Origin of the sequence: Sorangium sp. So ce117, from assembly GCF_051524395.1 — a bacterium.
GTDB classification, from domain to species: domain Bacteria; phylum Myxococcota_A; class Polyangia; order Polyangiales; family Polyangiaceae; genus Sorangium; species Sorangium cellulosum_B.
Genome location: NZ_CP150309.1, coordinates 11698863 through 11719963, shown reverse-complemented (window position 1 = coordinate 11719963; position 21101 = coordinate 11698863). Strand labels below are relative to the sequence as shown.

Below are 21101 nucleotides of genomic sequence, written 5' to 3'. Positions count from 1 at the left end.
GGCGCCCCATGGAATTTCTCGCCTACAACGCCGCGACCGGGGAAAAACTCGGCGCCTACCGTGACGCCACCGCCGTCGAGATCGACGCCGCCGCCCGCGCCGCCGCGGCTGCGGCGCCGGCCTTCGCCGGCCTCGCGCCGGAGCTGCGCGCCCGGCTCCTGGAGACCGCCGCCGACGAGCTCATGGCGCTCGGCGACCCCCTGATCCAGACCGCGCACCGGGAGACCGGGCTGCCCGTCGCCCGCCTCGAAGGTGAACGCGCCCGCACCACCGGCCAGCTGCGCCTCTTCGCCGCCGTCGCGCGCGAGGGCTCCTGGGTCGATGCCCGGATCGATCCCGCGCTGCCGGACCGCAAGCCGCTCCCGCGCCCCGATGTGCGCCGCATGCTGCGGCCGCTCGGTCCGGTCGCCGTCTTCGGCGCGAGCAATTTCCCCCTCGCGTTCTCTGTCGCCGGCGGCGACACCGCCTCTGCCATCGCCGCGGGCAACCCGGTCGTGGTCAAGGCCCACCCGGCGCACCCGGGTACCTCCGAGCTCGCGGCCTCGGCCCTGCGCTCCGCCGTGCAGAAGGCGAGCCTGCCCGCGGGCGTGTTCGGCATGGTGCACGGCGCCTCGCCCGAGGTCTCGCTCGCGCTGGTACGCCACGAGGCCATCCAGGCGGTGGGCTTCACCGGGTCCACCCGCGCGGGCCGCGCCCTCTGTGATGCCGCCGCGGCCCGCCCGCGGCCCATCCCCGTCTTCGCCGAGATGAGCAGCATCAACCCGCTTGTCGTGCTGCCCGGGGCGCTGCGCGAGCGCCGCGACGCGATCGCCGAGGGGCTCATCAACTCGTGCACGCTCGGCGTCGGCCAGTTCTGCACCAAGCCCGGCCTCGTCCTGGGGCTGGCCTCCCCCGAGTGGGATGCGTTCGCGCGGTCGGTCGCCGACCGGGCCCGCGCCGTCACGCCCGGTGTGATGCTGCACGCCGGTATCCAGGCGTCGTTCGACCGCTCCGTGCGGGAGCTGAGAGGCGTGGAGTGGCTGACCGACGCCGGCGCGCGCGTCGCTCGCGTCTCCGCCGCCGACTTCGCGCGGGAGCCGCACCTCGCGCACGAGATCTTCGGGCCGTACACGCTGCTCGTCACCGCTTCGAGCCGGGGCGAGCTGCTCCAGCTCCTCGGCGCGCTCGACGGCCAGCTCACCGCCACGCTTCACGGGACCGCCGACGACCTCGCCGCCGCCCAGGACCTCGTCGATGTCCTCGGCCGGGTCGCGGGCCGCCTCGTCTTCGACGGCTACCCCACCGGCGTGGAGGTGTCGCCCGCCATGCACCACGGTGGACCGTATCCAGCGAGCAGCGACGTGCGCTTCACGTCGGTTGGCACCGCGGCCATCCTCCGCTTCGCGCGCCCCGTTTGCTACCAGTCGTGTCCACCCGCGCTGCTCCCGGCGGAGCTGCGCGACGAGAATCCGCTCGGAATATCGCGCCTCGTCGACGGCCGGGCCACCCGCGACCCCATCGCCCCCCGCACATGAGCCACGACCCGGTATTCGAGTCCGGCAGCGAGGCGATCTACACCCTGCGCACGACCGCGCCCGGACCGTCGGGGCGCCTCCCGCTCGGGGCCGAGCAGCTGCGCGCCATGTCGAGCGGCGAGCTGTTCGGCTGGACCCAGAATGCCGGGATGGGGTGGGATCCTGCGCGCCTGAACGGGAAGCAGTTCCTCGTGCTCAGCACGCAGGGGGGGATCCGCGCGCCCGACGGCACGCCGATCGCGCTCGGGTACCACACGGGGCACTGGGAGGTGGGGCTGCTCATGGAGGAGGCAGCCCGCACCTTCACGGCCGGCGGGGCCATCCCGTTCGCCGGCTATGTCAGCGATCCGTGCGACGGGCGGACCAATGGCACCGTCGGCATGCTCGACAGCCTCGCTTACCGCAACGACGCCGCCATCGTCTTTCGACGGCTGATACGCTCGCTGCCCACCCGCCGAGGCGTGCTCGGCGTCGCCACCTGCGACAAGGGCCTGCCGGCCATGTTGATGGCGCTCGCCGGCACCCCCGACCTCCCCACGGTGCTCGTGCCGGGAGGCGTCACGCTCCTCGCGGAGGAGGCCGAGGACACCGCCAAGGTCCAGACGCTCGCGGCGCGTTATGCGCGCGGGGAGGTGAGCCTCGATTACGCCGCCGAGATGGGCTGCCGCGCCTGCGGTTCCCCCGGCGGCGGCTGCCAGTTCATGGGCACGGCCGCGACGAGCCAGGTGGTGGCGGAGGCGCTCGGCCTCGCCCTCCCGCACGGCGCGCTCAGCCCGTCGGGCGCCGAGATCTGGCGCGACCTCGCCCGCCGCTCCGCGCACGCGCTCATGGCCCTCGAGCGACGCGGCGTGACAACGCGGGACATCGTCACCGACGACTCGGTCCACAACGCCATGGTGCTGCATGCCGCCGTCGGCGGGTCGACCAACCTGGTGCTCCATGTGCCGGCGATCGCCCACGCGGCCGGGCTCCGGCGCCCCACGGTGGACGACTGGGCGCGCGTCAACGCCCTCGTTCCGCGGCTCGTGGACGTGCTGCCCAACGGGCCGAAACACCACGCCACGGTTCAGGTCTTCCTCGCGGGAGGCGTCCCGGAGGTCATGCTCCACCTGCGCGAGCTCGGCCTGCTGCGGCTCGGGGCGCGCACCGTCAGCGGCCTGACCCTGGGCGAGAACCTCGAGTGGTGGGAGCGCAGCGAACGGCGCCGGCGCCTGCGCGACAAGCTACGGCAGCTGGACGGCATCGACCCGGACGACGTGATCATGTCCGCCGGAAAGGCACGCGAGCGCGGCCTCACCAGCACGGTGACCTTCCTGCGCGGCAACCTCACGCCCGAGGGAGCGCTCGTGAAGAGCACCGCGATCGCTCCCCAGGTGATCGGACCGGACGGCGTTTATCTTCACGAAGGGCCCGCGCGCGTGTTCGGCAGCGAGGACGCGGCGATCGAGGCGATCAAGACGGGCGCCGTGCAACCGGGTGACGTGATGGTGCTGATCGGCATCGGTCCCGGTATCGGGATGCCGGAGACGTACCAGATCACCTCTGCCCTCAAGCACGTGAAGGACGGGCACCGTATCGCCCTGGTCACGGACGGTCGTTTCTCCGGCGTCTCCACCGGGGCGTGCATCGGCCACGTCAGCCCGGAGGCGTGGGCGGGTGGACCGATCGGCCGCGTGCGCGACGGCGATCGCGTCAGGCTGCGGATCGACACGCGCAGGCTGGAGGGGACGGTGGACGTCGTGGGCGTGGAGGACGGCGGTCTCGCCGCCCGTTCGCCCAATCCAGCCCTTCAACCGGACGGCCGAGTGAACCCGGATACGCGGTTGTGGGCTGCGCTTCAGGATGCCAGCGGCGGCAGCTGGGGTGGTTGCGTCTATGATGCGGAGCGCATCATCGGGCTCCTCGGTCGCGCCGTCGCCGCGGAGCGGAGCTCCTCTGGCACATGAGCTTTTGATGTAGCGTTATTTTTCCAGAGGAAAGGCGGATCACGTGAGGTTCCATCATTCAGCCAGCGCGTGCAGCGTGGCTGTACGATGTGAACGATCACAACGAGAAGCTTGACTTCCGGATCGCGTTTGGATTTCCTAAGCCCCGAAACCAGAAGATCTCTCGTGGTGGGCCCCACGAGCGTCGACGATCACGTCATTGAATTGTGAGGGCGCCCGCGAAACCCGCGTGGTGTCCCGGGGATGACGCGCGACACCGTCGCTCGCCAGATGCGAATCGTTGTACCCCAGTGTTTTTGCCGTGAGCGATACGGCGGCACGCAGACATTGCCCTCGTCTTTCGTGAGGGCGAGAACGTGACGACGTGGGATGGGCCGCAGAGGTCTCCATCCGACCACGTCTCTTTGCTCGAAAGGTAGCGGCACGATGTCGATTGGCCAGTTGAAGTCACGTGGATCGGCGCGGCGCGCAGCGGCGGTGTTGAGCTGTGCGCTCGGGCTCTGGGGTCTCTCTGGTCTGTCTGCTTGCAAAGACAAGCCCGACAGCGCTCCGGCCGCAGGGGGCTCCGCCAGCGCCGCGGCCGCGCAGGCGCCGAGCGCCGCGGCCGCGGCCGCGCAGACGCCGAGCGGGCAAGGGCCCAAGGTCGTGCCGGGGCCCGGCTATAACCCCGAGTGCTTCGCGCCGTGGAAGCAGGACACCAAGTATCTGCAGTGGACGGCGCGAAAGCCGCCGTTCCGCCTCGCGCTCGTCAACGGCTACGTCGGGAACGCCTGGCGCATCCAGATGGTCAAGACGGCCAAGGCCTTCGCCAAGGATCCGGCCATCGCGCCGCTGATCAAGGAGTTCAAGGTGGTGTCGACAGGCACCGACGTCGCGGCCCAGCTCGGCGCGATCGAGGACTTCATCAACCAGGGCTTCGACGGCATCGTCACGCTCGCCGTCAGCCCCGACGGCTTCGATCGCGTGATCCGGCTCGCTGACAAGAAGGACGTCATCCTGGTTCCGTTCGACAACGTGCTCGACACGGACAAGGTGATGCAGGTCAACGAGGACCAGCTGGCGATGGGGCGCCAGTGGGGCGAGTTCCTCGACAAGCAGCTCGGCGGGAAGGGCAAGGTGCTCGAGGTCCGCGGCCTGCAGGGCAACTCCGTCGATCGCGACCGCCACCTCGGCTTCCGCCAGGTCATGGAAGCGCCGGGGAAGAGCTACACCATCGTCGAGGTGGTGGGCAGCTGGGACGACGGCAAGGCGCAGAAGGCGGTGGCCGACGCGCTGGCCGTGCACCGCCAGTTCGACGCGCTCTTCGCGCAGGGCGGCTCGACGGGCGCCGTCCGCGCGCTGCTCGACGCCGGACACAAGCCGATCCCGGTCGCCACGGAGGCCGAGAACGGCGTGCGCAAGCTGATCGCGAAGCACCACGAAAAGGGCATGAAGGGGCTGTCGCTCGGCCAGTCGCCGGGGCTCGCGGCCATCGCGATGAAGGCGGCGCTCGAGGGCCTGCAAGGCAAGGTGATGCCGCAGATGATCTCCGTGCCGATCCCCGCCGCCGATCACACGACGCTGAAGGACGGCGAGAGCTTCTTCTCCCAGCTCTCCGACAACTTCTTCACGCCCAACGAGTTCCCGCCCTGCGGGGTCAACATCTCGGGCGTGAAGATCATGAACGAGTCGGAATCCGACGTGAAGTAGACGTCAACTAGACGTGTAGACGTGAAGTAGCGCCCCAGCATCATGATCGAACCGGTGAGCCCTCCGCTTCTCGAGCTCCGGGCCGTCTCCAAGCACTATGGCGGGGTCACCGCCCTGAGCGGCGTCGACTTCGCCTGCGAGCCGGGGAAGGTGCACGCCATCCTCGGCGAGAACGGCGCGGGCAAGAGCACCCTCATCAAGATCATCGGCGGCGTGGTCAAGCCGAGCGCCGGGGAGCTCTTGCTCCAGGGCAAGCCGGTCCGGTTCGACCACCCGATCGAGGCGAACGCCGCCGGCATCGTCTGCGTCTTTCAGGAGCTGTCCCTGATGCCGACGCTGACCGTGGCCGAGAACATCGGCATCACCATGCCGACGAGCCGCCTGGGGCTCTTCGATCGCAAGGCGCAGGTCCGCAGGGCGGAGGAGCTCCTGGCGCGCGTCGGCTGCGAGGGCGTGAACCCGAACGCCTGGGTGAGCGACCTGCCGCTCTCGCGCCGCCAGATGGTCGAGATCGCGAAGGCGCTCGGCAAGGACCCGCGGCTGCTGATCCTGGACGAGGCCACCTCCGCGCTGACCAACACCGACGTCAAGAAGGTCTACGAGCTCCTGGCCGAGCTCAAGGCTCAAGGCGTCGGCATGCTCTACATCTCGCACCGCATGCACGAGATCAAGGAGCTCGCGGACGTGATGTCGGTCTTCCGCAACGGTCGGCACATCGAGACCTTCGCGAAGGGCCAGCGCAGCGACGACCAGATCGTGGAGCTCATGATCGGCCGTGACATGGGCCACGTCTTCCCGCAGAAGCCGGCGGCCCGAAGCTTCCCGGCGACGCTGCTCGAGGTGAGCGGCCTGAGCTGGGAGCGGCAGCTCGAGGATGTGTCGTTCAAGCTCGGCAAGGGCGAGATCCTCGGCATCGGCGGGCTCGACGGCCAGGGCCAGCGCGAGCTCTTGCTCGGCTTGTTCGGCGTGCTCAGGGATGTGCGCGGCGAGATCAAGATCGACGGCAAGCCGGTCAAGCTGACGAGCCCGCGCCAGGCCAAGGACCGCGCGCACGGCATCGCCCTCGTGCCCGAGGACAGGAAGACCGAAGGCCTGATGTTGCCGATGTCCATCGCCACGAACCTGTCGCTGGCGTCGCTCGACAGGTTCACGAGCGGCGTGGTGCTCGACCGCCGGCGCGAGGCCGCGCGCGTCGACGAGATGGTGCGCCGCATCCAGATCAAGATCGGCTCGCCCGACCACCCGGTGTCGTCGCTGTCCGGGGGCAACCAGCAGAAGGTCGTGCTGGCCAAGTGGCTCATGACGGAGCCGCGGCTGCTGATGCTCAACGATCCCACCCGCGGCATCGACGTCGGCACGAAGCAGGAGATCTACCAGCTGCTCCGCGAGCTGGCGGACGCCGGCACGTCCATCCTCTTCTACAGCACGGACTACGACGAGCTGATCGGCTGCTGTGATCGCGTGCTCATCCTTTACCGGAACCGCGTGCAGGGCGAGCTCGTGGGGCCCGACATCACCGAAAAGAACATCCTGGACCTGGCCCTCGGTCTGCGCGGCGGGCCTGAGCCCGCGAAGCGCGGAGACGAACGCGCGCCATCGGAGGCACGATGAAGGACTGGAAGCTCCGCCTGCGCCAGAACCAGGGCCTGCTCGTGGCCGTCGGTCTGTGCATCTTGTTCTACGGGCTCTACTCGCTGTCGCATCCCAAGGGCTTCAGCGCGCCGCTGGTCGGGCAGAACGCCAACGAGTCGTTCGTGCTGGTGGCGGCGGCCATGGCCCAGACGATCCCCGTGCTGACCGGCGGCCTGGATCTGTCGGTGGGCGCGGTGATCACGCTCGTCAACTGCGTGGCCTCGCACGTCCTTGCGGGCAGCGCGCTCACGATGTTCCTGGGCATCCTGCTGTGCCTGGCCGTGGGCATGGCGGCGGGCCTGCTCAACGGCTGCCTCGTCGTCTATGGCCGCCTGCAACCGATCATCGCCACGCTGGCCTCGGGCACGATCTTCCTCGGCGTCGCGCTGTTCCTGAGACCGACGCCCGGCGGCCAGGTCGACGGTGATCTGGCGTTCGCGGCCACCTTCGATCTCAACGAGATGCTGCAGGTCGCGGGCGCCGCCCCCCTCGACGGCGCGCTGGGCTTCGTCGGCCAGATCCCGTCGCCCGCGATCTGGATGGCGCTGCTCGCGCTGCTCTGGACCTACTACCGCCGCACCCGCTACGGCCTCGGCGCTTACGCCGTCGGCTCGTCGCAGGAGGCGGCGTACATGTCGGGCGTCCGCATCAAGCGCGTCAAGCTGGCCGCGTACACGCTGTCGGGGTTCTTCGCCAGCGTCGGCGGCCTCTACCTCGCGCTGCAAACGACGTCGGGCAACGCCGACATCCCACAAGCCGGCTCCTACACGCTGAACTCCATCGCCAGCGTCGTGATCGGGGGCACCTCGCTGTACGGGGGGATCGGCGGCGCCATCGGATCGCTCTTCGGCGCGCTGGTGCTCCGCTCCGTCGCCTTCAACTTCCGCGTCTTCGACGAGGGCTCGGCGCTCGGCCTCCTCGCCAACCCGCTCTACCAGCCGTTGTTCGAGGGTCTCATCCTGCTCGCGGCCGTCTGCCTCGGCGCGCTCTGGGTCATCCGCGTCAAGAACCGGCTGCACGTCTTCAGGTGAGCTCGATGCAACAGCCCCTCTCCCTCAAGAGCCGACTCGGCGAGATCGACAAGCCGACCTGGTACGCGCTGCTGTCGATCGGCGTCGTGCTCGTGTGCGGCTCGATCGGCACGCTGGTCACCCAGGGCACGCTGAGCTTCCTGAGCCCGTACTACATCCTGCAACAGCTGCAGATCGCGGCCTTCCTGGGCGTGGCCGCCACGGGCATGATGATCGTGATCCTGCTCGGTCACATCGATCTCTCGCTGCCGTGGGTGCTCACCTCGAGCGCCATGCTGGCCGCGGGGATGGGCGGCTGGGCCGCGTTGCCCTGCGGCCTGGCCGTCGGCGCCGCCGCGGGTCTCTTGAACGGTCTCGGCGTCGCCTACCTGCGCGTGCCCTCGATGATCTTCACGCTGGGCACGAACACCGTGCTTCAGGGGCTGATGGTGCTCTACACGGGCGGCTTCGCTCCGCGCAGCGAGGCACCGGCGTGGATGGAGGTCCTGGCCGTGGGCAAGACGCTCTCCATCCCGAACTCGCTGTTCGTCTGGATCCTGGTCGGCGGCGTCGCCACCTTCGTGCTGAAGAGGACCGCGCTCGGCCGCTACATCTATGCCGTGGGCAACCAAGAGCAGGCCGTCTACCTCTCGGGCGTCAGAACCCACCTGGTGCTGATCGGCGCGTTCGTGATGTGCGGTGTGTGCTCCGCCATGACCGGGATGCTGCTGGCCGGTTTCTCGCACAAGGCCTACCAGGCCATGGGGAACGATTACCTCATGCCGGCCATCGCCGCGGTGGTGATCGGCGGGACCAACATCATGGGCGGGCGCGGGACGTACCTCGGCACCGTCCTCGGCACCATCCTGATCGTGCTGCTCCAGAGCATGCTCAGCGTGCTGCAGATGCCCGAGGCCGGCCGCCAGATCATCTACGGCGCCGTGATCATCGCCATGCTGCTGGTCTACGGCCGACAGCATCAGGAGGGACGCTGACTAGCGCCCGGCGCCGCGGGTGTTCAGGTAGACCGCGTACAGCGAGGTCGTGCCGCAGATGAACAGGCGGTTGCGCTTGGCGCCGCCGAAGCAGACGTTGGACACCGCCTCCGGGATCAGCACCTTTCCTAGGAGCGCGCCGTCGCTCGCGTGGCAGTGCACGCCGTCGCCGGCCGACAGCCACAGGTTGCCGTGCACGTCGACGCGGAAGCCGTCGTATACGCCGACGGGGCAGGTCGCGAACACCTCGCCGCCGGTCAGCGTGCCCTTCGCGTCGACGCGGAACTTGCGCACGTGGTGCGGGCCGTCCTTCACGTGGGTCGCGCCGGTGTCGGCGATGTACAGCAGCGACTCGTCCGGCGAGAAGGCGAGGCCGTTGGGCTGCACGAAGTCGTCCGCGACGACCGTCAGCGCACCGGAGGCCGGGTCGAGGCGGTAGACGCGCTGCGCGCCCTGCTCGCTCGGCGACGCGTCGCCTTCGTAGTCGCTGTCGATGCCGTAGCTCGGGTCGCTGAACCAGACGCTGCCGTCGGACTTCACGATCACGTCGTTCGGCGAGTTCAGCCGCTTGCCCTCGAAGTGCGACGCGAGCACCGTGCGCGAGCCGTCGTGCTCGGTGCGCGAGACGCAGCGGCCGCGGTGCTCGCAGGACACGAGGCGGCCCTGCAGGTCGACCGTGTGGCCGTTGGCGTTCATCGCGGGCTGGCGGAACACCGAGACCGAGCCGTCGGTCTCGTCCCAGCGCATCACGCGGTCGTTCGGGATGTCCGACCAGACGAGGTAGCGCCCCGCCGGGAACCACGCCGGCCCCTCCGCCCAGCGGCAGCCCGTGTACAGCTCCTCGACGTGCACGTGCGGGAACGCGAGCTTGCGGAAGCGCGCGTCGATCACCTCGAAGCTCGGGGTCAGTTCGATGACCATCGGGTTCTCCTTCTATCCGGTCCGGACCTGCCGCGTCACCGTCGCGAGGACGAGCTGCGTCACGCGGCGCATGAAGCCATAGTCGAGCGTCTCGGGGGTGTCCGTCGGGCGGTGGTAGTTCGGGTTGCGGAACTCCGCCGTGTCGGTCCAGAGCATGGCAGGGATCTTCGCCTTCCAGAACGGCGAGTGATCGCTCCGGTGGAGCACCGGGAGCCACTCCTCGAGGCCGAGGTAGACCTTGAGGCCCACGACCGGCAGCTCGGGCACCAGCGCCTCTGCCTGCTTCGCGGCGAGCTCCACGAGGTGGTTCGACCGGTGGTTCGTGAGCAGCCCGATGAAGTCGCCGACGTCCGGCGCCCCGGCGACTGGGACCGGCATCCGCTGGGATCCCGGCTCGTGGCTCGCGTAGCCGACCATCTCCAGCACGTGCACGGCGGCGATCGGCGCCCCGCCCTGCGATCGATGGCGCGCCACGAACTCGACGCTGCCGAGCAGCCCGTCCTCCTCGCCGTTCCAGGCCACGAAGCCGACCGGCTGGGCCGGCTCGAAGCGCGAGAGCGCCCTGGCGCAGGCGAGCATCGCGGCGATCCCGCTCGCGTTGTCGTCGGCGCCGGGCGTGTCGGGCACGCTGTCGTAGTGCGCCCCGACGAGGATCATCGGGCGATCGACCGCGGCCCGGGGCGTCGCGACCACGTTCCCGAGCTCGCCCTCGATCTCGACGGCGTAGCCCCGCTCCTCCAGCGCGGCGGCGACGTACTGCGCCGCGCGGCGGTTCTCCGCGCGCTGGCGGAACATGTGCCGCGGCCTCGCGAGCGCGACGATCGCGTCGAGCAGCTCCGCCTCGCTGACCGACGCGAGCGCATCGATGAGGCTGCCGTGATCGCCCATGGCCTTCGTGCGTCTCAGCTCCATCGCGGGGTCTCCTCCTGCTACCGGCGGAGTGTAGCCGAGCCCTACCCCTCCCCTCATCCCTCCCCTCACCCCGAGGCTCGGCCGCGGCAAAACGACCTCATCGGTCACCCGAGCGGGTGCACTTCGTACCTCGGAACGCTGATGATCCCCTCGTCGCTCACGAGGCCGCACAGCGCCGGGTCGAGCAGGACGTCGGCCACGCAGCGCTGATCCGACCCGAGGGCCATCAGGCCGCCGACCAGCCGCACCCCGTGGCTGTAGTCGGCGTAGGTGTCCTCGTGCGGCAGCCGCCGCCGGAGCGACGTGTCCAGCGGCTGCCACGGCTTGCCGTCCGCCTTGTAGAAGCCGAAGATCGCCAGCCGGCGCGCGTGGTGGTGCAGCCGGTTGGTCACCACGACGTCCTTCTTGTGTCCAGCGAGCAGCTCGCCGAGCTCGCCGGCCCGGTGCTGCTCGATGGCCAGCTGGTGGTCACGAAAGCGCTCCACCTTGGTGCCGTCCTCGGGATCGAACGGGATGGCCGTCTGCTTCCGCGAGGCGGCATAGATGTCCTTCACGAGCTTCTTCGTCGGCAGCACGCAGCCGCACGCATCCGCGACGCGCTGGGCGGTGACGCCGGTGAGCGGCATGCGCAGGAAATCGGTGTCCGGGCCGATCGCCAGGTAGTCGGCGCACACGTACGCGACGCCCCGCTTTCCGTCGGGCGCCTCGACAGTGACGCGATGGAAGCGGCGCAGGAAGCTGGGCACGTTCCCCCGCAGCACCTCCTGGAGGAAGAGCTCCTCCCGCGCCGCGAGCGACAGGCCCCGGACCTGCTCGTAGAACCTCGTGCCCGTGAGCGCGCCCGGATCGCGCGGCGGCAGCCCGTCGAGGCCCGTCCCGTCGAACACGGGCGCCAGACGCGCGGACCCGGGCTGCGCCTGGCTCGACGCGAAGAACGCCACGGCGCCCCCGGCGTCGTTCGCCCGAGCCGCCGCGACCGGCTCGGGGGTGGCGGTCACCGTGAACCGGAAGCCGCTCTGCGCGAACGTGTAGCTGCGAACGCCGGCCGCGTCGTGGCCCGGGGTCGCCATCGCCGTCGACCCGCTCGCCGCTCCCTGGAGCTCTGCCTGCGGCCCTGCTGCGCGCGCCGCGCCTCCCGCGGCCGCCCCCTGGCCGACGATGCCCAGGAGCGCGCGGCCCAGCGCGCGCGGCAGCTCGAGCGCGCAGGGCGGGCGCGGCAGCGCGCGCTGCATGGCGTCGCGCGTCTCGGGCCCGACCGCGCCGGTCACGGGCAACCCCATCTCCTGCTGGAAGATCCGCGTGGCCGCCTCGGTCTCCTCGCCGAAGTCGCCGTCCGCGCCGGACTGCGGCAGGAGCCCGGCGCGCCACATCAACAGGTGCTGTTGCCAGGCCTTCACCTCGGGCCCCTTGGCGCCGCGCGCGAGCCCGCCGCCGGGCGGCGCGGCGCTGTAGTCGAGGCCCGGGATCCGGCCCGCGTGCGTCCAGCCGCGGTCCAGCGCCGGGAACACGCCGACGCCATGCGCGGTGTCGCGCGCCTCGATGGTGCGGCCGTCGCCCAGGCTCATGGCCACGTGGGCGTGCTCGGGGCGCCCGCCCGTGAACGGGTCTGTCGAGAAGCGGAACAGGAGGGCGCCGCGGGTCGCGATCGCCGTGTCCACCGGCATGAGCAGCCGCGCCGCCTTCACGTGGCGCGCCTGCATCCAGGAGCCGTCAGGCATCGCAGGCTCGACGGCGAGCTGGGCGCAGCCCCACTCGATGAGCTCGGAGCAATCGAACGCGGAGGGGTTGGGATCGGTCAGGCGCACCTCGTGCCCGAAGATGTATCTGTCATCCGCCTGCGAGAGCAGCTTCTGACAGAGCGCGTCGGCCGTGGGCAGCGGCTCGGACGTCACGGACCCGGCCTCGAGCCGGGCGAGGCGCCGCAGATCGCTCACCGTTCCATTGAACAGGTTGGCGTCCACGGTGTTGGTCCGGACGCCCGGCATCACGGCCTTGGCGGTGATCTGCCAGAACGACCACGCAGACCAGGGGTCCCAGGCCCTGAGCGGCTTCCTGTGCGCCCAGTCCGCCCATTCCTTCGGGTTGGCCGGCGGCCTCGCCCGCACCGAGTCGAGGCCATAGGTATAGTTCGCGATCCAGAGCGGGCAGTCGACGAACTCGGAGCTGCCGCCGAGGTGATCGCGCCAGAAGTCGTGGCGGGTATAGAGGATGACCGAGCGGCCCGGGTAGCGCGACTTCACCTCCTGGACGAAGCGGCGGGTCCACACCTGAAGAGCCAGGGTGTCCTGCGACGTCCAGACATGGCCGTTGTTGCCCGCGTGCTGCGTCTCCTCGAGGTCGAGCACGATGTCGAGCTCCCCGGGCTCAAGATCGCCGACCACGCTGCAGAGCTTCTCCGCCTGCTCGGCCGCGTCGAGGCGCGGCAACGCGTAATGATAGTACCCCCGGAGGAGCCCGCAGCGCGCGGCCTCGGCCCGGTTGGTCGCGAACTTCCTGTCGACCCCCTCCGTCCCGAACGTCGCCCGGATGAAGACGAAATCGAGCCGTGAGGCGAACGCGTCCCACTGGATACTTCCCTGGTGGACCGAAACATCGGCTCCGCTCAACATAGGCTCTCACCTCCCCCGCACGCGCGGAGCGCGGCCTCGTGCCCGAGAGCCGTGCCCTGCGTGCGCGCCCTCACGCTCATGTCGCGCCGCCCGGGCGACGTGATCCCCCGGGGTAGTTCAATTGCTATCGCAGGGCGGCGTGTCCGTCGAGCAAGGTCGACGCTGCCAAGACAATACGTCCGTGCGGTCATCGTGGCTGTGGCGACGGCGGGGGCCGGCGATCAGCGCGTGTGTTGGAAGCCGATCTCGGTTGAGGACGACGCGTTCGAGAGCGTGCTTCGGCTGGAGGAGTCAGGTACAGCGACACGCTCGCCAAGTGCAAGGAGAGGGGGAGAGGAGGCCGGGCGGAGGCTTCCGCCGTTCTCCTTTTAGCCTCTATTACTCATTGCGGAGGTCCACTCTCGTCTCACCGTAGCACCTCTTGAGTTCACGATAAGGTGCAAGCCGAAACCCACCGATGACGTCACACCGGAACTGTTGCTTGCCGGCGAGTCATTCTTCTTTGCCTACAGGGCAAGCGATGCGGGCCGCCGCGCAGGGGCAAGGCCCCGCACGGGATGAATCCTCCGCGATTTTTTGCAGTCGAGACCAGAACAAATCGCTCGTAATGAGAACTTGTTTCTTCCCTCACCTTCGCCGATGCGGTCTGCCGTCGGAGGCAGGCGCGTGAGAAAGATGCTGAGAGCCGGGAGAACGACTCTCGGCCGTGATATAGGGATCGCTCCATGTCGAACGGGGCGCCTCATCCATCCACCTTCGAGCTTCGCGCTGGCTCTCTCGCAGCGCGAGACCTCACAGTGCTCGCGTTTCGCGGTCGCGAGTCCATCTCGCGCGGCTACCGGGTCGACATCGACGTTGCCGTGCCGTTCGCCGATCCGGCGGCCTTCGAGCCGCAGATCCTCGAGCAGCCGATGCATCTCGCGCTGCAGGGCGAGGGCGCTCCGCTCCGCGTCTTTCATGGCGTCTGCACCCACGTGGCGTGGAGCGCCGCGCTCGACGACGGCCGGAGCGCGTACCGGCTCCGCCTCGCCTCGCGCCTGTCGCTGCTCGGCAGGCGCCGCGCGAGCCGCATCTTCCAGGACAGGACCGTCGACGAGATCGTCGACCTCGTCCTGGAGGAATGGCGCATCCCCCGCCGCTTCGCGCGGGTCCGCGCCGCTCCGAAGCGCGCCTATTGCGTGCAGTACCGCGAGACCGACCGCGACTTCGTGACGCGCCTGCTCGCGGAGGAAGGGCTCTTCTACTACTTCGAGCACGACCCCGGCGAAGGCGCCGAGCGGATGGTGATCGGCGACGACGCGAGCATCTATCCGCCGATCCCCGGCGCCCCGCGGCTCCTTCACAGGAGCGCGCCGGCAGGGACCGGCGCCCTCACGCCCGGCGAGGACCACGTCCAGCGGTTCGTCGCGGCGCGCTCCGTCCGGCCGACGTCAGCCGTCGTCCGCGACTACGACTTCGAACGTCCGCTGTTCCACCCCTCCTCGTCGGCGAGGACGGCGCAGCTCGACGGCGGCGCGGAGGATGGCCGGTACGAGCACTACGAGCACCATGGCGACTACGAGAAGGTGGAGGTCGCTCGCGAGGACGCCGCAATCCGGCTGGAACAGCTGCGCCGGAAGGCCGTTGTCGCCCGCGGGGAGAGCGCTTGCCGGCGGCTCGTGCCCGGCCACCGCTTCTTCCTGGAAGAGCACGACGTGGCGGCGTACGACCGGGGCTGGGTCGTGACGCGCGTCGACCACGAGGGCGAGGCGCCGCAGGTCTCGGGCGCTTCGCCCACCTACCGCGCGCGCTTCGCCTGCGCGCCGGACACGGTTTGCGTAAGGCCGCGCCCCGCGCCGCGGCGCATCCAGCAGGTCGTCGAGACCGCGACCGTCGTGGGCCCGCCGGGCGAGGAGGTGCACACTGACGCCATCGGGCGCATCAAGGTCCAGTTTCACTGGGATCGCGAGGGTCAGGGGGACGACCGGAGCTCGTGCTGGATCCGCCACGCCGAGCTCTGGGCCGGGCGCGGCTTCGGCACCCAGTTCGTCCCGCGCGTCGGCATGGAGGTGGTCGTCTCGTTCCTCGGGGGCGATGTCGATCGCCCGATCGTCACCGGCTGTGTCGCCAACGCGGTGAACCGCGCGCCATTCCAGCTCCCGGAGGCCAGGACCCGGAGCGGCGTGAAGACGCGGAGCAGCCCCAACGGCGGCGGCCACAACGAGCTCAGCTTCGAGGACCGGAAGGGCGGCGAGCTCGTCCACCTGCGCGCCGAGCGCGAGCTCGACGTCCGCGTCGGGACCGATCAGCGGGTCGGTGTCGGCGGCGACCGCTCCGTCATGGTGGCCAGCCGCGACGCGCTCGACACGGGCGATCGGCTCACGAAGGTTCGTCGCGACGACGACCTCGAGGTCGAGGGCCGGAGGAGCGTCCGCGTCTTCGGCGAGAGCGAGGAGCACGTGCTCGGGAGCCGCGCGCTGCGCGTCGAGGGGATCGACAAGACGAGCCTCCTCGGCGGCTCGGTGCTCACCGTCGAGGGTCCGTCCATCCTCCGCGTCACGGGCGAGTACAGCATCGATGTCGGCACGGGCGACGAAGCGGGCGCGGCGCAGATCAACGTCTCGGGCTCGCTGGTGCTCGGCGGCTCGAAGTCGCTGCGCCTCATGACGCAGGGGAGCCTCACCCTCTCCGCGGGCGAGAGCTCCCTCGAGATCAGCCCGGAGGGGATCCGGATCATGGCCGGCCGGGTGGAGATCGCCGGCACGCAGGCGCTTTCGCTGGCGGGCAAGGGACCGACCCTGTCGCTCGGGGAAGAGGCGGAGCTCGCCGCCAAGAAGATCCGCATGCTCTCCACCGACGCGGCCCTGGAGCTCGACGAGGACGCCGCGCTGTGGGGCAAGCTGGTGAAGCTGAACTGCTCGCGCGACGAACCGCCGCTCGGCGGCGACGAGGACGAGGAGAAGACGAAGCCGTTCAAGGTGCAGCTCACGGACGAGGAGCTCGAGCCGTATGCGGGCAAGCGCTACCAGCTCGTCGCCGAGGGCCGGCTGTTCGAGGGCGAGACGGACGTGGACGGGGCGATCGCGGTGGAGATCCCGGAGACGGCGGAGCTCGTCGAGATCACGATGTGGCCAGGGAAGTACCCGACGGGCCCACGGAAGAAGTGGACCGTGCGCGTCGCCGCGCTGCCCGAGGCGACGACGGTGGAAGGGGCGCTGCGACGGCTGAAGAACCTCGGCTACTATGAGGGGGCGATCAAGGAGGATCCTCCGGCGGACAAGGGGTTCCGGGCGGCGCTCGCGTGGTTCCAGAAGGACCACGAGCTCGGAGAATCAGGGGAGCTCGACGCGCAGACGGCGGGCGAGCTCGCGCGCGTACACGGCAGCTGAGGAGATCGAGATGGCCGACGGGAACCAGGGCGGTGGTGGGCCGGCGCAAGCGCCGGCTGGGGATTTCCTGACGAAGCTCTCCGAGGCGTACCCCTACGGGGACGAGCCGCCGCGGCTGACGGTCGCGATCAACGACATGGCCGCGGGGGCGCCGGACGGCACCGTGTTCGGCGACGACGGGGTACGACCGGTGAGCCACGAGGTGCCGGAGGGCGCGCTCTCCCGGCCGGAGACGATCGGCGATGTCCTCGCGTGGATCGACCAGCGGATCCGCGTCTTTCCGATGGATCAGGTGTGGCTCACGCAGGCAGGGCCGCTGATGAACTGGTGCGCTGACCCGAAGGAGGAGCAGTGGGCCCAGGCGGTCACGGAGATCCTCTTCGGCGCCACGTATGGCAACCTCGGAGGCTCCTACGACATGGGGACGAGGAAGGGCGTGGCGGGGTTCCCCGTTTCGGAGAACTGGGAGACGTACATCTTCAGCCGGATCCAGCGGCGGTACCGGAGCACGCTCACGCGGGAGTCGAAGAGGTACAAGGTCACGTATGGGCATTACAACATCGAGTCCTGGTTGACACCAGAACCGATTCGCGACGACCTGGAGACCGCTCAGCCGCAGGGAGAAGCATCGAGCCCCCCCGACGGCTCAGCGCCCCCCGACGACTCGCTGCGGGTCAAAGACGAGGAGGCGCCGGTCGTGGGCCCGATGAAGGACGGCAGGCTGCTCGAGGACCCGATGGCGCCTCGTTGGAAAGAGCAGAAGAACGATGATCCGGCCGTGCCGATCGTCGTCGCCTGCCAGCACCTTGCGACCTACGGAGCGCTGACGCGTGGCTTTCGCATCGAGCACCTGGACAGCATCGGCTACGCAGCCCAGTTCGCGACCGGAAGCTTCGCCATCTTCTCAGGAAAGCCTGCGGGCCCCGCCGATGAGCCGCCCCCGCAGGGCGGGCGCTGGTACACCCTCCATTCCGCTGCTACGGACAAGGCGAGCGCGGGGCCGGATGCAGGAGCATCGTCTCCGCCCGTCGCATACGAGGACCTGCTCACGGTCGAGCGCGCCAGGCAGCTCTCGCCGCCGCTCGCTCCAGGGACCATCTTCGTGTTCGATCCCGACGCCGGAGCTCAGAAGGTCACGCTCTATCTGAGCAGGTACGAGGATGAATGCATTCGTGAAAAGATCCTCCTGAAGCACTTCGCAGCACGCAAGACGCCCGGAGCACAGCAGGTCGAGAGCGCATATTCGCAGAAAGACAGGGTCGCCCCCGACTACCAGCAAGAGCTGGATCTCGCCAGGCCGAAGGAAGATCCCGGGCTTCTCAGGGACATCCGGATCCTCGAGAAAGCTGGACAGACGGTGCTTGCGGAGCAAAAGCGCGCTCAGATGCAAGAGAAGCTGAACAAAGGCCTCGCCGAATGGGAGCATCAGAAGGCGCTGGCGCTCGACACCAGAACGAAGGCCATCGTCATCGATCTCAAGAAGCAGCTCGACGGTTCGCATATCCACTACGTGCTCCGGGTGCACAAGGACAAACCGCTCGTGCAGCTCATGGACACCGGCAACGGCTCCAATTTCTGGGCGAAGATCAAGGGGGAGAGCCGGGAGAGCCCGGGGCGGGGAGCGCTCGTCGAGTTCATGCAGGTCGGCATCGTCGACGGAGGCGCACAGAACAAGGTCGGCCCAGGGCAGATGCTCGGCTTCTGCGGCATGGGCGTCACGCCGCCTCCTCCCGAAGATCTCGGCGAGATGGCCGCCTTCATCAAGAAGGCGCGTCCGATCGGCCTGTTCCGCCTTGTCCTGACGCTGCGGCCCAGCAAGGCGGTGATGATACCGGACGACGTGCTCTACGTGAGCCGGCTCGCACGCATGTACGGCGGCTCCCTGGAGCAGAACTACACCATCGCGCAGATGCTCTGGGGGATCAGGAACACCCCCGGCTTCACGAACCTGCAGCCGTGGGTCATCTTCTTCATGCCGCACGGGGTCCTCGCCCGGTCGATGTGGGCACACGGCGGGCGCGAGATGACGCTGAGCATGTTCATGTCTGAAGTCGCACCCAAGTACAAGAATCAGCTCGGCGATCCTGCAAACCTGATATTGTACAAGCACTACTTCCCCGCCGTGGTGCTCACGAACAGCGGGCGGCAGCAAGCGGACTACGCGGGCAAGGCGCACTTCCAATGCCGATGGAAGTACATGTCAGGTGGCTCAGGCGGGCCAGAACAGAGCGCCGCCTGGCCCAAGGCGATCGAGAACAAGCTCAAGGAGACCGCCTGGAATGGCATCTATTGGCATCCAAGGTTCGGCACCGGGGCAGCGGCCAGGGAGCGAATCGACGCGCTCACGCCCTCGATGTTCCTGGACGGGGCGCCCTCGCTCACAGGAGACGGCGATGCTCAAGCGTCTGCCTGACGGTTCGGCCTTCGTCGCGGCGGCTCTCTCGGTGCTGCTGACCGGATGCGGCGCATCGAGCGCGCCGTCGAGGGACCCCGGGGCGCGGCAGGTCGTCGCGCTGCCGCCGCCGGCCCAGAGCGCTGCGCCGCTCGAGCCGGCGAAGGGTCCGGACATCGTGCTCTTCTCCTTGCCGCCGGCGGAGGATCCCTCGGCGGACCTTCTGCGCTGCGAGCGGGGGGACATGGAGGGTTGCCGCGCTGCGGGCTGGCTATTCCTCCACGGCTTCGGCGTGGCGGAGGATGCGTCGCGCGCGGATGATCTCTATACGAAAGCATGCAAAGGCAAGAACACCAATGCGTGCATGCAGTTCGCCGTGGAGTACTACCATGTTCACGACTGGCCGATCAAAGCGACGGCAAAGCTGGTGGAGGCTGTTCACCACAAGATGGCCTGTGATCACGGCGAACAGCAGGGCTGCCTGGCCCTCGCCCTGGATGTGCTCCGTCATCCGGAGGAGCTGAGCATTTTTCAGGGCACCGTGGGCAAGACTGCACAGAAGACCGCGGAGGACGCCTGCGCGGCGTCCCACATCGCCGCGTGCTCGACGCTGATGGAAGTGGCCCAGCGGAGCGGAGACAAAGCCCGCGCGGAGACCTTGGCGATGACGCTCCGCACGATGTGCGGCGCGGGCGAGATGGGCGCGTGCTGGCCCGTGCTTCGCTACCCCTGGTCGGACAGGACGCCGGCCGAGCGGAAGAGCTACACGAAGGAGCTCGGCCGCAAACTCTGCAGGTTCTCCCAGGCCGAGTGCCGCGCCGGCCGGGGAGCCTGCTCGCTCGCGATGGGCTGTGTCGATGAAGACGGCTTTGAACCGCAAGGACCGGAAGCCGTGGCGGAGTTCACCTACCGTGCGTGCGCCGTCAGCCGCGACTTCAAGCGGTGCGAGGAGCTCGCGGAGTTGTTCGAGCGCGGCAAGGGCGTGCCCAAGGACCCGGAGAAGGCGAGCTTCTTCGACATGGCCGCCTGCCAGCACGGCCGCGACCTGGCGTGCGTTCGCATGGCGGGGCGTATCCGGAAGCAGGGGAGTGGACCCGAGGTCGACAAGAAGCTCTTCGAGGTCACGAAGCTGGGCTGCCGCATCGACAACCGCGACGTCGGTTGGCTGATGAGCTGCGAGCGGCTCGCGGAGATGTACGAGACCGGCCGCGGGACGCAGAAGGACGTCGAGAAGGCGGTGGAGCTCTTCACGGCGGTGTGCCCCTATCGAGAAGAGTCGTGCGACAACCTGCGCCGCCTGAAGAGGCCCGTCCCGCCCGACGCGGACGCGCCGTGACGAGGAGAGCCAACGTGAGCGAAAAGGACGGGAGCGTCATGCGGCTTGAGCGGTATGCCGAGGTCCTGGCCCATGTGGTCTATTTCCGCGGCGCGGACCTCTACGAGGTGCTCGCGCGCCTCGGCGTCGCGCCGGCGGACTGGGAGCGGGCCGACGCCGAGCATACGGCGGAGCTCGCGCTCTCGGCGAAGCGCAATCAGGGCATCCAGGCGCTCCGCTTCAGCTCGGCCTTCGCGAGGACCCGGCGCAGCCTCGAGGCGAAGCGGCCGTCGCTCGCGTCGCTCGGGCCGATGCAGCGCCCGGGTGCGGAGGGCGCCGCGCCGGTGCCCGCCCCACCGCCTCCAGCTCCAGCGCCGCCGGCGCTCGCGCCCCCTCAGGGGCCGGCGTTCGTCTCGCCTCGTTCGCCAACCGAACGCAACGAGGTCTCGCCCTGGGCTGCCAACGCGCACGCCCGGCCCGCCAGCGACGGTAGCCGCCCCCCGGCGCCACCCCGCTCCGAGGGGGTCGCAACGCCGCCAGGTCCACCAGCGCCCCTCCGGCGCGGCGGCCCGCCGAGCCCACTGGAAGGGGCGGCCATCCCGCAGGGCACGGCCGACATCAAGGAGTTCGTTCCGCGACGCGACATGCCGTTCCAGCCCGGCCAGGCGCGGGCCGGCGGGCAGAGCGTACCGGAGGGAAAGCGGCTCCAGCGGTTCGACCCGCAGACGGGCAAGCCCCTCGATCCACCCCTCGGGGTGGACGCACCGAAGCCGGGTGACGAGGGGAGCGGCTGACGCC

General features: G+C 69.5%; 13 protein-coding genes. 10 read left to right on the top strand and 3 right to left on the bottom strand.

Annotated features, from left to right (window positions below):
* Positions 1 to 8: 8 nt before the first annotated feature.
* From WMF46_RS44000 to WMF46_RS43975, 6 genes are all read left to right on the top strand, one after another.
* Entirely contained in the window at positions 9 to 1514 is a 1506-nt protein-coding gene (locus tag WMF46_RS44000) for an aldehyde dehydrogenase (NADP(+)) (protein WP_437982687.1), read from the top strand.
* Positions 1511 to 3460, top strand: a complete 1950-nt coding sequence (locus WMF46_RS43995) for a YjhG/YagF family D-xylonate dehydratase (RefSeq protein WP_437982686.1) — start codon at positions 1511 to 1513, stop codon at positions 3458 to 3460. The genes WMF46_RS44000 and WMF46_RS43995 overlap by 4 nt, the downstream gene beginning before the upstream one ends.
* Positions 3461 to 3901: 441 nt before the next feature.
* Positions 3902 to 5149: a sugar ABC transporter substrate-binding protein gene (locus WMF46_RS43990; RefSeq protein ID WP_437982685.1), complete on the top strand. Its 1248-nt coding sequence runs from the start codon at positions 3902 to 3904 to the stop codon at positions 5147 to 5149.
* A gap of 42 nt (positions 5150 to 5191) precedes the next feature.
* Positions 5192 to 6760 carry a sugar ABC transporter ATP-binding protein gene (locus WMF46_RS43985; protein ID WP_437982684.1) on the top strand — a complete coding sequence of 523 codons (1569 nt, stop codon included), beginning with the start codon at positions 5192 to 5194 and terminating at the stop codon, positions 6758 to 6760.
* Positions 6757 to 7812 (top strand): ABC transporter permease, encoded by a 1056-nt coding sequence (locus WMF46_RS43980; RefSeq protein WP_437982683.1) that lies wholly within the window; start codon positions 6757 to 6759, stop codon positions 7810 to 7812. Before WMF46_RS43985 ends, WMF46_RS43980 begins: the two co-directional genes overlap by 4 nt.
* A 5-nt stretch (positions 7813 to 7817) precedes the next feature.
* The gene (locus tag WMF46_RS43975; RefSeq protein WP_437546952.1) at positions 7818 to 8786 is read left to right on the top strand and encodes an ABC transporter permease; all 969 of its coding nucleotides are present in this window, start codon (positions 7818 to 7820) and stop codon (positions 8784 to 8786) included.
* On the opposite strand, the gene WMF46_RS43970 is transcribed toward WMF46_RS43975, so the two are convergent.
* The 3 genes from WMF46_RS43970 to WMF46_RS43960 all read right to left on the bottom strand — a co-directional run bounded on the left by WMF46_RS43970 (position 8787) and on the right by WMF46_RS43960 (position 13228).
* On the bottom strand, positions 8787 to 9707 hold the full coding sequence (locus tag WMF46_RS43970) for an SMP-30/gluconolactonase/LRE family protein (protein WP_437982682.1): 921 nt from the start codon (positions 9705 to 9707) through the stop codon (positions 8787 to 8789). It lies immediately after the preceding gene.
* Positions 9708 to 9719: 12 nt separating this feature from the next.
* On the bottom strand, positions 9720 to 10619 hold the full coding sequence (locus WMF46_RS43965) for a M20/M25/M40 family metallo-hydrolase (RefSeq protein WP_437982681.1): 900 nt from the start codon (positions 10617 to 10619) through the stop codon (positions 9720 to 9722).
* A 104-nt stretch (positions 10620 to 10723) separates the two neighbouring features.
* Complete coding sequence (locus tag WMF46_RS43960; RefSeq protein WP_437982680.1) at positions 10724 to 13228, bottom strand: GH25 family lysozyme; 2505 nt, start codon at positions 13226 to 13228, stop codon at positions 10724 to 10726.
* A 725-nt stretch (positions 13229 to 13953) separates the two neighbouring features.
* Here WMF46_RS43960 and tssI point away from each other — a divergent pair.
* From tssI to WMF46_RS43940, 4 genes are read left to right on the top strand one after another with little or no spacing between them, the layout of a single operon-like run.
* Positions 13954 to 16596, top strand: coding sequence for a type VI secretion system tip protein TssI/VgrG (gene tssI, locus WMF46_RS43955; protein WP_437982679.1), 2643 nt, complete (start codon positions 13954 to 13956; stop codon positions 16594 to 16596).
* Between the two features lie 10 nt (positions 16597 to 16606).
* Positions 16607 to 19009: a hypothetical protein gene (locus WMF46_RS43950; RefSeq protein ID WP_437982678.1), complete on the top strand. Its 2403-nt coding sequence runs from the start codon at positions 16607 to 16609 to the stop codon at positions 19007 to 19009.
* Positions 18990 to 20324, top strand: a complete 1335-nt coding sequence (locus tag WMF46_RS43945) for a hypothetical protein (RefSeq protein WP_437982677.1) — start codon at positions 18990 to 18992, stop codon at positions 20322 to 20324. Before WMF46_RS43950 ends, WMF46_RS43945 begins: the two co-directional genes overlap by 20 nt.
* Before the next feature lie 14 nt (positions 20325 to 20338).
* On the top strand, positions 20339 to 21097 hold the full coding sequence (locus WMF46_RS43940) for a hypothetical protein (RefSeq protein WP_437982676.1): 759 nt from the start codon (positions 20339 to 20341) through the stop codon (positions 21095 to 21097).
* The last annotated feature ends 4 nt before the right edge of the window (positions 21098 to 21101 follow it).